The organism is Bacteroides sp. 11BF, from assembly GCF_019633765.1.
GTDB lineage: Bacteria > Bacteroidota > Bacteroidia > Bacteroidales > Bacteroidaceae > Bacteroides > Bacteroides hominis.
Window position 1 is genome coordinate 12,586 of the sequence record NZ_JAFKPJ010000020.1, and the last position, 14,325, is coordinate 26,910.

The following is a 14,325-nucleotide window of genomic DNA, read 5'->3' on the forward strand; positions in this document are numbered from 1 at the left end:
TTTAAACAATTTACATTTATGTCCACAGAATTATTCTCTACCCTGCCCTACAAAGTGGCAGACATCACACTTGCCGACTTTGGTCGCAAGGAAATCGACTTGGCAGAAAAAGAAATGCCCGGCCTTATGGCTCTTCGCGAAAAATATGGAGAATCCAAACCGTTGAAAGGTGCCCGTATCATGGGTTCGCTGCACATGACAATCCAGACTGCTGTCCTGATTGAAACGCTGGTGGCTTTGGGAGCTGAAGTCCGTTGGTGCTCTTGCAACATATATTCGACACAAGATCATGCAGCAGCAGCCATTGCAGCTTCAGGTGTTGCCGTATTTGCCTGGAAAGGTGAAACTTTGGCAGACTATTGGTGGTGTACCTTGCAGGCTCTGAACTTCGAAGGAGGTAAAGGGCCGACAGTGATTGTCGACGATGGCGGGGATGCCACAATGATGATCCATGTGGGCTATGAAGCAGAAAATAATGCTGCCGTACTGGACAAAGAGGTACATGCCGAAGATGAAATAGAACTGAACGCCATACTGAAAAAAGTGCTGGCAGAAGACAAAGAACGCTGGCACCGGGTAGCGGCTGAAGTGCGCGGAGTTTCGGAAGAGACAACGACCGGCGTGCATCGCCTATACCAGATGCAGGAAGAAGGCAAGTTGTTGTTCCCTGCCTTCAACGTAAACGACTCGGTTACCAAATCTAAATTCGACAACCTGTATGGTTGCCGCGAATCACTGGCAGACGGCATTAAACGTGCCACAGACGTAATGATTGCCGGTAAAGTAGTTGTAGTATGCGGTTATGGAGATGTAGGTAAAGGCTGCTCACACTCCATGCGCTCTTATGGGGCCCGCGTGTTAGTGACAGAAGTCGATCCCATCTGTGCACTTCAGGCCGCTATGGAAGGTTTTGAGGTAGTGACCATGGAGGACGCCTGCAAAGAAGGTAACATCTTTGTTACCACAACCGGTAACATCGACATCATCCGTATCGATCACATGGAACAGATGAAAGATCAGGCCATTGTTTGCAACATCGGTCACTTTGACAATGAAATTCAGGTAGATGCCCTGAAACATTACCCGGGTATCAAACGTGTCAATATCAAACCACAGGTAGACCGTTATTATTTCCCTGACGGACACAGCATCATTCTGCTGGCAGACGGCCGTTTGGTAAACCTGGGCTGCGCCACAGGACATCCCTCTTTCGTGATGAGCAACTCTTTCACTAACCAGACACTGGCACAGATCGAGCTGTTCAACAAGAAATACGACATCAACGTATATCGCTTGCCGAAACACCTGGATGAAGAAGTAGCCCGACTGCATCTTGAAAAGATCGGCGTAAAGCTGACCAAACTGACTCCTGAGCAGGCTGCCTATATCGGAGTTTCGGTTGACGGCCCATATAAAGCCGACCACTACAGATATTAAAAAGTTACGATTGGACGATTTACGAATAACGGTTAAGCCGGATTGTAAATCGTCTAATCCTACAGTCAAACCTCAATCATAAATTGTAAATCGTCTAATCGTAAATGAAAAAGTTTCTTCCAGACCTTATTGCCATTCTGGCATTCATAGTCATCTCTTTCATCTATTTCTTCCCGGCGATCACTGAAGACCGGATTCTCTTCCAGCACGACACCGTAGCCGGAGCCGGAGCCGGACAGGAAGCTAAAGAGTACTATGAAAAAACAGGTGAACGCACACGTTGGACAAACGCCCTTTTCGGAGGAATGCCCACCTACCAGATGTCCCCAAGTTACGACTCCACCGAGCCGCTGACATTCGTACAAAAAGTATATCATCTTTTTCTCCCGAACTACGTATGGCTCACATTTATCATGATGCTTGGGTTCTATATCCTGCTAAGGGCATTCGGCATACCGGCATGGCTCTCGGGGTTGGGAGGAATTATCTGGGCCTTTTCGTCCTACTTCTTCATTTTAATTGCTGCCGGACATATCTGGAAATTCATCACCCTTGCCTATATACCACCTACAATAGCAGGTATTGTACTTGCCTACCGGAAAAAATATTTGTTAGGAGGGATTGTCACTGCTTTGTTCATGGCCATGCAGATTCTGTCCAACCATGTGCAAATGACCTACTATTTCCTGTTTGTCATTCTCTTCATGGTAGGTGCATTCTTCGAAGATGCCTGGCGCAAAAAAGAACTTCCCCAGTTCTTCAAAGCTACCGGTGTGCTGATTATCGCCGGATTAATCGGTGTATCCATCAATCTTTCGAGCCTATACCACACTTACGAGTATAGCAAAGAAACGATGCGTGGCAAAAGTGAGTTGAAATATGAAGGAGCTGCCGCAAAGCAGACAAGCAGCGGGCTCAATCGTGACTATATCACCCAATGGAGCTATGGCATCGGCGAAACATTCTCATTACTGGTCCCCAATGTCAAGGGAGGCGCCTCGGTGCCATTGTCACGAAGTGAAAAGGCAATGGAAAAAGCCAATCCGATGTACAGCAGCCTCTACTCACAACTGACCCAGTACTTCGGCGACCAACCCATGACAAGCGGTCCTGTCTACGTAGGTGCTTTTGTACTAATGCTTTTCATTCTGGGCTGTTTCATTGTAAAAGGTCCCATGAAATGGGCACTGTTAGGAGCCACCATTTTCTCTATCCTGCTTTCGTGGGGTAAAAATTTTATGGGGCTGACAGACTTCTTTATCGATTACATCCCGATGTATAATAAGTTCCGCGCCGTATCCTCCATTCTGGTAATTGCCGAGTTTACCATTCCCCTGCTCGCGATTCTCACCCTGAAAGAGATACTTACCAAGCCGGAGCTGCTGAAAGAGAAACTGAAATATATCTATATCAGTTTCGGACTGACCGGGGGACTTGCGCTACTTTTTGCCATTGCTCCCCGCCTATTCTTCCCGACTTATATTCCTGCTAACGAGATGGCAGCCCTACAGAATGCTCTGCCCGCCGATCAGTTATCGCCTATAGTGGCTAATCTTGAAGAGATGCGTGTGCACCTTTTCACTTCTGACGCTTGGCGCAGTTTCTTTATCGTTACTATCGGTACCCTGCTCTTACTGGCTTACAACGCAAAAAAACTGAAAGCGACCTGGACTGTTGCCGCTATTGCCCTGCTATGCCTGGGAGACATGTGGAGCGTAAACAAACGCTATTTGTACGACGAACAGTTCGTCCCGAAATCCGAACAGGCTGCAACGTTCCGGAAGAGTCAGACAGATGAACTGATCCTGCAAGATCAATCACCGGATTACCGTGTACTGAACTTCGCAGGCAATACATTCGAAGAAAACAATACTTCTTATTGGCACAAGAGCGTAGGTGGCTACCATGCTGCCAAACTCCGCCGTTATCAGGAAATGATAGACCATCATATTGCCAAAGAAATGCAGGCAGCCTATCAGGAAGTAGCAACAGCAGGCGGTCAAATGGACAGTGTGAACGCAGCTAAATTCCCTGTACTGAATATGCTGAATACAAAGTACTTCATATTCCCTGCCGGGCAACAAGGCCAAACAGTCCCCATTGAAAATCCATATGCTTTCGGCAATGCCTGGTTCGTAGATAAAGTACAGTACGTGAACAATGCGAACGAAGAAATCGATGCCATCGGGCAAGTCGACCTCCAACAAACCGCTATAGTAGACTCTAAGTTTAAAGAGGCCTTGAAAGGGGTGAACGAGGGCTACAAAGACTCACTGTCCACCATCCGGTTGACCGGCTATGAACCCAACCAATTAGTATACGAGACTTCCTCGCCCAAAGACGGTGTAGTTGTATTCTCGGAAATATATTATCCGGGATGGACGGCAACCATTGATGGCAAACCTGCCGATATTGCCCGTGCAGATTACATCTTACGTACTATGAACGTACCGGCGGGTAAGCATACCATCGAAATGCGTTTTGATCCGCAAAGCCTGCACATCACAGAAGGTATTGCATATGGAGCGATGGCATTATTGCTGATAGGAGTAATTATTCTGGTATGGATCAACCGGAAAAAATATGGAGAAAGCATAAAAAAATAACCGTCTACAGAGAGCGGTTCATCATTTACAAACACGAACTCCTCAGACTACTTCTGTCTGAGGAGTTTGTGTTTTATTCTATACGTAATTTATTATTAATTCTTTCAGACTCTCTATAATTTCTTTTTCATTGATGGCATCTAAAAAAGAGTAGCCTCATCGAAAGTGATAAATTCCGGATTCATATACACCGCTTGAGTTATTAAAACACATTATTTTTACCCAACACTTAAATCAAGACCTGCAATATCGCTTAGGAAGCTATTCTATAAATTCAGCAATGCGATCATAAGAACAGCCTGTATCAAATGTGCCATACCTCTTATGCCATTCATCTATATTCAACCGATTCATTGCCCCTAAATTCTTTGAATAAATCGTAGGATCAGCCACAGAACTATTCAATGGGCGACACAAGGCTATAGAAAAATATCCAGACATCTTGTTCTATCTTAGAGGTTAAAACGCCAACTAATACAAAAAGGTTACAATAAAAATATATTCAAGTAAATAAATCCACGATAGCTTTTTGTCATTTTGTCTAAATGTATTCTAAAACTCTTCAGAATCGTTTTTTTGCACACCATAACAAAGAAAGAATAAAAAAACTCAGAAATAGCGTTGTTCTAAAAATCACATAGCCACCAAATACAGTGAAATACTATAAGAAAGATAATTAGCCGATCCCATTTACTATTCACAAGAAAGCCAGATAACAAACGAACGTTCAGAATGATATAAAAAAAAAGGCTTCTAAAACTTTATTATAGAAAAAAAAGCCACTTTCTTCCCCTGAATTAAAGGCTTCTCCAAGAAAAAAAGCGCGTTTTCATCAGAAAACAAACTTCTTATTAATAAGAAGTTAACTTCCTACTCTCAGGAAATTAATTCTCTGCCGGCAGGAAGTTAGTTATTTGCCGGCAGGAAGTTAACTTCGTGCCGGCACCTCTCACATTATTTCCCGGTAACAAGTGATCTAAAAAGAAATATCCGATGATTCCTCCTCTATTTCACTACATTTCACAAAAGTGGATGTCAGCAAAAAAGTAGAATATCAAACATTTTGATACCGAACTACATTTTAAACCATCAAATAAAAAGCGCCATCCTTCCTCTGAATAGAGGATAAAGGATGGCGCTTGATATAACTTCTTACTAAGAACCTTCTTACATCACGGCAGGTAACGTTACCTTGAAATTCGGATTTTCCGTATGTTGCCGGTGGATAATTCCAACCATTTTCTTCACAATATCCGGATTCTCGGCAGCTACATTATGGTCTTCATGGATATCTGTTGCCAAATTATAAAGGAAAGGAATACCTTTCTTAACAACCATTTTCCAATCTCCCATGCGTACGCCTATCTGGTTCGTTTCATTAAATTCCCAATAAAGAAAATCATGTTTCTTCTGGTTCTTCTTACCCAACAGAGTCCGGGCAAAAGAGATACCATCAAAATAATCGGATTCTTTCTTCTTATTCACATATTTTTTCGGGAAATTCTTCACACCCGTCAAATCACACAAGGTAGGCATGACGTCGTAAAAAGCACATTGGTGATCATTCACTGTTCCGGCAGCAACCTGACCGGGCCAACGGACAATAAACGGAACACGGATACCACCCTCGTAACACTGGCGTTTCAAGCCACGCAACTTCCCGTCACGTCCGAAGAAAGTGGGATCGGCCCCGCCTTCCTCGTGGGGACCATTATCACTGGTAAAGATGACAATCGTATTTTTATCCAATCCTTTCTCTTCTAACTTCTTCAGGACCTCACCCACATAATGGTCCAAACGGGTGATCATACCTGCAAACTGCGCATGTACATGGGTGATAGCGTTATATCGGGACCCCTTCTGACCACCAAAAGCTTTATCATCAGTAAACTGTGTCTTGTAATGGTTCAGAATAGAGTCTTCCGGCTGCACCAGTTCTGCGTGAGGCAAAGTATAGGTGAAAACACCGAAAAAAGGTTGATCTTCATTCTGTTTATCGATCCATTCCATCGCTTTCTGATGAATCAAATCGGCTGAGTATTGAGTACGTTTATGATAATCGGGACCGTACATCGGATATTTGATATTCTCTTCCATCACAACACGTACGACACCCGTATCGCCCAACGACTGGCTATAACGGTTCAGGAAATTGGGATAATAGAGGTGAGCCTGAAACTGACAGATATATCCGTAATATTCATCGATTCCCCTTTTATCCGGAGTGGACACAGAACCTTCGTACCCCCCTGCCCATTTACCAAACATACCGGTAGTATATCCGTTATCTTTCATGATCTCAGGCAAAATAATATGTTCCGGATCATAAGGGTGTTGTCCGACAACCGAGAATTCTTTATTATCGCCATACATCACCGTAGATGCTTGAGTCCAATACTCTTTATTGCCACGTACTTCACAATGTCCGGTATGCTGTCCGGTCATCAACGACGCACGCGAAGGTGCACTCACCGGACTTCCGGCATAGGCTTGCGTAAAACGCATACCTTCACGGGCCATGTTGTCGATGTTAGGCGTACTGATGTATGGCTGTCCGTAACAACCCAAATCTCCATACCCCATGTCATCGCACATGATAAAGATGATATTCGGTTTTTGAGGGTTATGTGCCTTCTCTTGATGGGCAAATGCTTGCGAGCTACCCAGCCCGACAAGCAATGCACTGCTATAAATGATTTTCTGGTTCATTCGTTGGGTTTATTTCGATTTCACCACAGATTACATTGATTTTCACAGATTAATAATTTATTTCACTGAGAGCTAAATTAAAGAATCTGTATTAATCTGTATAATCTGTGATGAGTTTGATTCATTGTATATTCCGCTTCAGTTATTCCCATCCCGGATTGTTAGGTGCAAGTGCAGGATTCAGAATAATCTCCTGGCTGGGAACTTCATAAAGATAATATCTCTCCTGCCAGCCTTCGCCTGCTTTGATAGGATCGGGTTGCAGATAGATATATCCTTCTGTCATGGCTCCGTCGGCAGGATCCGGTCCGCCGGTCGTTTCATCCAGCAAGAACTGGGCACCATGTCTGAACTTATCTTTCGTCATCCACATTCCTTTGAGCTGACGATTAAGGAACCAGGGAGCCATTCTCCAACGACGGATATCATAGAATCCGAAGCCTTCACCCATTAACTCGATAATACGTTCACGACGGACTTCCCACAAAACAGGATCTACCAGAACACCTTGTTCATTACCTTTCGGGTAATAGCGGCCACGATTCGGGTCAAAGCTATCGTTGATCTCGGCAACCTTCATATCTGCCACACCGGCACGTTTACGCAGTTTATTGATAGACTCGTCGGCCACTGCCTGAGTGAACTGCCCTGTCTCGCACATGGCCTCAGCATAATTCAGCAATATCTCTTCGATTTTGAAGATAGGTTTATCCGATGTGTTCAGAGTGATACCTCCATTTCGGTTCGTTTCCCAGTTGCTCCAGTTCTTCCAGAAGTAATATCCCGAACGGCTTCTCACGAAACCTGTAGCTCCGATACCCCCCATAAAGTTGGGTGAAGAAGGAACCAGTGAGGCTGCCCAGTTCTGTCCGGGCAGACGTTTCATGCCGATACCGGGGTTATCACACGATTCGTTAGGTCCCATTATGTCAATGTATTCACGGTCGGCAGGATCATCGGTATAATCCCATGTTCTGGGATCATCTTTCGTCTTAGCCTTTGCTTTTACTTTATACGGAGGCATCACCACGTGATATAAACGCGGATCACGGTCGCGGAAAGTAGCGTATGGCGTTTTGTCTCCATGATAGTTCTCAGAAGTAGCAATCGGCTTACCGTCCTTACACAGATAAAGATCAACTGTGTGCTGGTTCATCTCCACATTATGGCTATCCATGTGTTCCAATGCACTGAAGTTGGCCATCTTGATGTCCTGAACAAACTCCATGTACAGGATGACTCCCGGCACTTTGCCCAAATCTTCTGTAGTCCACATCTCCCCATATCCGGCTGCAGGCTGACCGTCTGTTCCGTAGTAAAGAGTAGGATAATCATTCATCAACAGGCGAGACACCCGGATACATTCGTCAAAGAACTTCTGGGCACCCTCTATTCCGTGATATTTGCGCCAAGTGGCTTCACGCAACGTAAATCGTGAGATAGCTGCACGAATACAATCACGATTGATGGTATTCGCACCGTCTTGTTTCTCAAAATCCCCGATATTCGCTTCAGCCCATTTCAAACGATTCAATACGGAGTCTGCTACAATCTCACGGTCAACACGGGGGCCGTAAGCCTCAGGAGAAGTTTCGTTAAGAGCTGTATTGACCCAAGGCACTGCCCCGAAACGGTTGATAAGCTCCATGTACCAATATGAGTGGAAGAAATATCCCACCGCACGCCAATGGTCTTTTTCAGCATCAGTCATTTCTGATTTATCGATATTGGCAAGCAAGATGTTAGCACGACGGAATGTGCCGGAAAATCCCCAGCCATTGCCCGAAGCCACACTCTGCACCCTTCCGAAAGCATAGTCATTACCTGACTCATTGGCACGACTCTCCAAGTATCCGGCATTCATATCACCTGCGTAACAAGATCCTTGCCCGGTTCCGTTGATAGTATTGGCTATATTATTGTCTTTGAATATCTCATAGCAGGGCCATGCAAACGACTTAAAGTTATCGTAAGATTTAAAAGCATTATTCTCTGTCAGACTGGTGACAGGCGCATGCTCCAAAAAGCTGTCATTACATCCGGCCAGTCCGATTCCGGCTAAAATAGCCAATGATAGATATATCTTTTTCATTTTTAATTCTTGGTTATGCGTTTATAATGTAAAGTTGATACCGAACGAAACAGTACGGAATGCCGGATAGTTCCAGCTCAAGGTTTCAGGATCGATACCTGAAGGCAATGAAGAGAAAGTTGCCAGATTCTCTACACTGACAAAACCCTTCAACTGATTCAAGCCGATTCGGGATATCCATGTTTTAGGAACAGTATACGACAAAGTAACGTTCTTGATGCGGAAATAAGCGGCGTTAGATAAGTATCTGTCTGTCTTACGTCCATAGTTGGAGCCGACTGTCGGATTCTGTCCGTACATACGTGGATATTTTGCATTCGGATTTACAGCAGTATAATCTCCATTGGCGGCATCTACCGGTTTCCAGTAGTCGGTCAGACCGTCAAATAACGGTTGGTACTTGATATCATTCACAGAGTAAATATACATCGGGAATACCAGGTTGTTGGCAATCCATGCATCACGTTGACCGGTACCCTGCATCATAATATTCAGGTCGAAACCTTTATAATTGGCACCGAGAGTAATACCATACAGGTATTTAGGCAGGCTATTACCTATTACTTTCTGGTCACCGGGGTTATCCAATGTACCGTCTCCGCTGTCGATCTGGTTCGTACTCTTATCGTCATCACGGAGATTCTTGAATTTCAAGTCACCGGGACGCGGGCTGACACCTTTAATAGAGGCTACCCCGTCTTTAAGTTTCCAGCTGTTGGTATCTACAAAATCATCTACTGTATAGAATCCGTCTACTTCATATCCCCAGATCTCACCCAGTCTTTGTCCCGGATAGAAATTACTCAGCAATTTAGAAGCAGCATTATCATCGTACTTAGTGATTTCAGAGTAGCTGTCAGAAAGATTGAATCCGACACGGTAGTTGAATTTACCGATGCGGTCTCTCCAGTTCACAGCCAGTTCCCAACCACGGGTACGCATATCAGCTGTATTCTGGAAAGGAGAACTTGCACCCACAACAGCAGGAAGCTGCATACCCGGTGCCAACATTCCTTTTGTGTCACGCTGATACCAATCGAACACGGCATTCAGACGATTGCCAAACATGTTCAGATCCAAACCGATATCAGTAGTCGCTACTTTCTCCCAGGTAAAGCTTGTACTTACCAGATTCGGCAAAGAGTTAATGGCAGTTACATAATCACCGCCTGACAACCAGCCGTTGTACTTGTTACTAACACTCATAGTCGGGAAATATGCATAGTTCACTACATTCTGGTTGCCGATCACACCATAAGATGCACGAATCTTCAGACCATCAATATAATTGCGTGTAACTTCCATAAACTTTTCCTGAGCCACGTTCCATCCCAAAGATACAGACGGGAAGAAACCAAAACGGGAATCTTTCGGGAATTTGGATGATCCGTCATAACGCCCGTTCACCTCCAGCAAATATTTATCCATGTAGTTATAATTAACCCGGAAGAATCCGCCACGAACAGAATATTCATTATAGCTGTCTGTCGCTTTCAGGTCACCAGTACCTGAACCTAAGGCCGGCACTTCGATAACAGCTTGATTGTAAGACAACACATTTACTCCTTCCGTATATTTAGACTCCTGGTTGAAACCGGCCATTACGCTAAAATGGTGGTCTTTCTTAATATCAAACTTATATGTACCATAAATATTGAAGGCATTGTAATCGGTGAACTGTTTTTCTTTCTGCAAATAGTCTTTTGCAGCATTCCAGATGTTGTTACCTCCCTGTATGTCTGTATACTGAGTTTTTCCGGTATAGAAATTATAGTCATACATGTTTTTGTCAAACGTGTATTCAAATACCCCTTCAAAGCCTTTGAATGGCTTCAAAATAGATTTCACGAAAACACGCGGATTGTCATATGACTTTTTCCATTTATTCGCCAACAACACCTGATTACGCGGTGTATTGAAAGGCAAATCCTGAGAGATTGTAGAACAAACGTCCGCAGGCATATTACCTTCCGGTTGATAAGAAACCTGATTACTACCGAACATGCTTCCCAGACCGGAACTCGGTTGTGACTGATTGGTACGCGCATAGCTCATTGTCAGTTCCTGAGTAAACCATTTGGTAATATCAGCAGAAATATAAGAATTGATATTCAGACGTTCATACGTATCTTTATCGGTAATCAAAACACCGTCCGTAGATACATATCCGGCTGACATACGGTAACGCAACTTATCTGTACCGCCGGATACAGAAAGATTATGATTCATCTGGAAACTGGTCTCCATAAAATTCTTATATGGATCATGTTCGTTCAGATAATACAAGGCTCCGTCCGTATCGGCAAAAATACCATCACCTACAGTTTTGATAGATGAAGGATCCTGCCTGTACTGTGTCAGGTATTCCTTCCATTTTGAAACACTGGGTGAACCATAAGACCAATAAGCATCAGAATATCCTCCATCCTGATAAGCCTGCAGGTAATCCATTAACGATGCTTGCTTCGGCAGATTCATTGCAGTAGCAAAACCGAAATTATTGTTATAGTTCAGGCGGAAAGCCGTAGCTTCTTTCGGGCGCTTAGTAGTCACCAGAACCACACCACCGGCCGCACGCGCACCATAAATAGCTGCCGAAGCAGCATCTTTCAGTACCGTCACCGTTTCGATATCTTCCGGATTCAACATATCGAGGCTACCCTCTACGTTATCAATCAAGATAAGAGGCGCGACATTGGCACCATAGCTTCCGTCGCTATTCTTGATACCTACTGAATAGGCACCACGCAGTTGGAATGACTTTCCGCTACCCGGTGCATTCCCGCTATTAGATACCAGCAGTCCCGGAACCGTACCTTGCAATGCATCGGAAGCTGTCATAATAGGACGGTCCCCGATAATCTCATCCATTTTGATAGATGAAACAGCACCTGTCAGGTTTGCTTTCTTTTGTGAACCGAAACCGACTACCACTACTTCGTCTAAGGTACGAGAGTCATCTTTCAGCACTATCTTCAAAGGAACACCGGCCACGGCTTTCACTTCTTGTGTTACATAACCGATATAAGAGATAACGATAACAGCACCCGGATTTACCGACAAAGAGAAATTTCCCTCTACATTACTGATCGTACCATTCTGGGCATTGTTTTTTTCCATAATGGTAGCACCAATAATCGATTCTCCCAAGTTATCCCTGATATTACCTTTTACAACGATCTTATTACTCTGCTGTGGTGTGGAAACTACCTCCGGAGCACTCTTCAGAATAACTTCATTGCCCTTGATGACATAGCTGATACCACTGTCTTTAAACAGCACATTCAGTACCTCCTCTATGGAGCCTTCACAATTGATGTCACGGATCTTTGCATTACCCAAATCGGCTGCCTTGTAAAAGAACGTATATTTACTGTTCTTTTCAATAACCTGGATAGCCTGTTTAATGCTCATTGCCTTTCCCTGCACGGCTATCTGTCCCTGCACGGCAAAAACGGACATAGGATACAGGAGCATAAACATAATTACGCCTGCCAGAAAACGCCTGTTACAGACGCTAAAACATTGTCTCATGTTTTTCATTTTTTTGATTATACGATTAATTAGTGATTGATAAAAAAGCGATTATTTATAAATAATGATTCTCTGTGTTTCTTTTCTAAATTTCAAATTCATATTGATACAAATCTTCTCGATAACTTTAGATGCGGGGTCATCATAACGCATATAGCCTGTGAACAAGTCATTTCGGGATACTTTCTCATCGAGCTCTACCGGAATGTGGTAAATATCATGAATGGCTTCTATCAAATCATCCATACGCATGTCGACAAATTTGTAACGTCCCTCATCCCAACTGATATTACCTATATTCTTTAATATCACTTCATCCTGTTCGGGATGAAAAATAATCTGTTGCAAAGGTTTCATTTCAATCTTCCTCTGCGAAGCCTTAGCGTTGAAATCAACCTTTCCACTAAAAAGAGTCACTTCCGCACCATACTGTCGGGTGGACTGAACACGAAAAACCGTCCCTTTGACTTCTACAAATGCCTGATCAATATATACCTTAAAATTACGTCCCTTACGTTTGGTTACCTCAAAAGTAGACTCTCCCTCCAACCAGACTTCCCGTTTATCCATAAAATCCTGTGAAAAACGGATTCGACTTCCGGCTTGCATCCAAACCCTTGAACTGTCGGGGAGCACGTACAACCGACTATTTGAAGAAACAATCTCAGTATACTCAATGGCATGTTGGGAAGTGATAGGCTCCTCATTAAAAAAGAAGATACTTCCCCCAACAACCAATAACACTGTAATACATGCAGCGAGAGCAATCTTCAAGTACCTGAGCTGGAGCCGTTGCTTACGTTCAAAAGGAGTCTGACATTTGGAATCAATCTTATTCCAAATCCTACTTTCAACAGCAGTATCATCCACTATATTCCTTGCAGCATCAAATTGTTTTTTCATCTTTGTCTCCACAACATTCCAGTGCGCCAGCTCTTCTACTTCTCCCGGAGAAGACTTACCGGCAATCAATTTGCGGACAAGCCGATCGTATTTATTAGAAATCTTCATATTCTTTATATTTCTTTCCAAAAATCCAAGCTATATTTATAAATCTATTCATAAATACACAATTTATAAAATTCCCCCCTATATGTTTTCCACTTTTTTTCTGTTTTATAAATTGAGTATGCTATATTTGTAATCCAAACGTAACTCTTAATGAACGAAAAAGAAGCAATTATTAAACTGAAGACCCGCAATGATAAAGCTGCCTTTGCATTCCTGTACCACTCTTATTGGGCTAAGGTTTACAACTTTACGCGACTTTATGTCACTTCTTTGGTTGATGTGGAAGAAATCGTTCAAGAGGTTTTTATTAAAATCTGGGAGAGCAGAGAGTCTCTAGATGAAGAGCAAAACTTTGCAGGATATCTGTTCATCACCATGCGTAACCTTGTTTTTAACCGCTCCCGCAAGAATCTGAACGAGGCTTTCTACCAACTGTCAGTGATAGAAGCAGTAGAAGAGTCATATGATATAGAAGAAGAACTGGACGCAGCCAATCTACGGACACATATCGAATCACTTATTTCAATGTTACCACCCCGGCAACAGGAAGTGTTCCGTCTAAGCAGGAACGAAGAACTTTCTTATCGTGAAATTGCAGAGAAACTACAAATATCAGAAAGAACAGTGGAACACCACATATCCGATGCTTTGAAGTTTCTAAGAAAAAACATCAAGCTTTACACATTATTCCTTTCATTATAAATGAAGTAGCGCTGCTCTTCCCCGTTGGGACAGAACAGCGCCGATCATCAGTTTTTTATGAAAAACGAAACTTTCTTTCATAGAGAGGTATTACACTTACATAACAATTCTCTCTTCGCAGAGATACTATTAACACTATATATAAACATGATGATTTTCATTAATAAATCAAAAATAAACATTTCTATAAAAATAAGAAATGGAAATCGACTAATAGAACAATTTAATCGATCA

7 protein-coding genes are annotated in these 14,325 nt (G+C 43.2%); 3 read left to right on the forward strand and 4 right to left on the reverse strand.

All coding sequences use genetic code 11. The annotated features are described in order from the left end of the window. Window positions 1-18 precede the first annotated feature (18 nt). Both ahcY and JZY04_RS17860 read left to right on the forward strand, forming a co-directional pair. Window positions 19-1,437 (forward strand): adenosylhomocysteinase, encoded by a 1,419-nt coding sequence (ahcY, locus tag JZY04_RS17855; protein ID WP_005781763.1) that lies wholly within the window; start codon window positions 19-21, stop codon window positions 1,435-1,437. 104 nt (window positions 1,438-1,541) lie between these two features. Continuing rightward, the gene (locus JZY04_RS17860; RefSeq protein WP_122142314.1) at window positions 1,542-4,043 is read left to right on the forward strand and encodes a YfhO family protein; all 2,502 of its coding nucleotides are present in this window, start codon (window positions 1,542-1,544) and stop codon (window positions 4,041-4,043) included. A gap of 1,167 nt (window positions 4,044-5,210) precedes the next feature. Here JZY04_RS17860 and JZY04_RS17865 read toward each other — a convergent pair. The 4 genes from JZY04_RS17865 to JZY04_RS17880 all read right to left on the reverse strand — a co-directional run bounded on the left by JZY04_RS17865 (window position 5,211) and on the right by JZY04_RS17880 (window position 13,410). Beyond that, window positions 5,211-6,752, reverse strand: a complete 1,542-nt coding sequence (locus JZY04_RS17865; protein WP_122142315.1) for an arylsulfatase — start codon at window positions 6,750-6,752, stop codon at window positions 5,211-5,213. A 142-nt stretch (window positions 6,753-6,894) separates the two neighbouring features. Further along, window positions 6,895-8,844 (reverse strand): RagB/SusD family nutrient uptake outer membrane protein, encoded by a 1,950-nt coding sequence (locus JZY04_RS17870; RefSeq protein ID WP_122142316.1) that lies wholly within the window; start codon window positions 8,842-8,844, stop codon window positions 6,895-6,897. Between the two features lie 21 nt (window positions 8,845-8,865). Next, window positions 8,866-12,378 (reverse strand): TonB-dependent receptor, encoded by a 3,513-nt coding sequence (locus tag JZY04_RS17875; protein ID WP_005811775.1) that lies wholly within the window; start codon window positions 12,376-12,378, stop codon window positions 8,866-8,868. A 51-nt stretch (window positions 12,379-12,429) separates the two neighbouring features. Then, a complete protein-coding gene (locus JZY04_RS17880) occupies window positions 12,430-13,410 on the reverse strand; it encodes a FecR family protein (protein WP_181996340.1) in 981 nt (326 codons plus the stop codon). Between the two features lie 129 nt (window positions 13,411-13,539). Here JZY04_RS17880 and JZY04_RS17885 point away from each other — a divergent pair, with 129 nt between their 5' ends. Further along, the gene (locus tag JZY04_RS17885; protein WP_122142319.1) at window positions 13,540-14,091 is read left to right on the forward strand and encodes an RNA polymerase sigma-70 factor; all 552 of its coding nucleotides are present in this window, start codon (window positions 13,540-13,542) and stop codon (window positions 14,089-14,091) included. Window positions 14,092-14,325 lie beyond the last annotated feature (234 nt).

Bases quoted from the DNA above. Each gene is read 5' to 3' on its own strand.
- ahcY (WP_005781763.1), top strand. From the start codon at position 19: ATGTCCACAGAATTATTCTCTACCCTGCCCTACAAAGTGGCAGACATC.
- JZY04_RS17860 (WP_122142314.1), top strand. From the start codon at position 1,542: ATGAAAAAGTTTCTTCCAGACCTTATTGCCATTCTGGCATTCATAGTC.
- JZY04_RS17865 (WP_122142315.1), bottom strand. From the start codon at position 6,752: ATGAACCAGAAAATCATTTATAGCAGTGCATTGCTTGTCGGGCTGGGT.
- JZY04_RS17870 (WP_122142316.1), bottom strand. From the start codon at position 8,844: ATGAAAAAGATATATCTATCATTGGCTATTTTAGCCGGAATCGGACTG.
- JZY04_RS17875 (WP_005811775.1), bottom strand. From the start codon at position 12,378: ATGAGACAATGTTTTAGCGTCTGTAACAGGCGTTTTCTGGCAGGCGTA.
- JZY04_RS17885 (WP_122142319.1), top strand. From the start codon at position 13,540: ATGAACGAAAAAGAAGCAATTATTAAACTGAAGACCCGCAATGATAAA.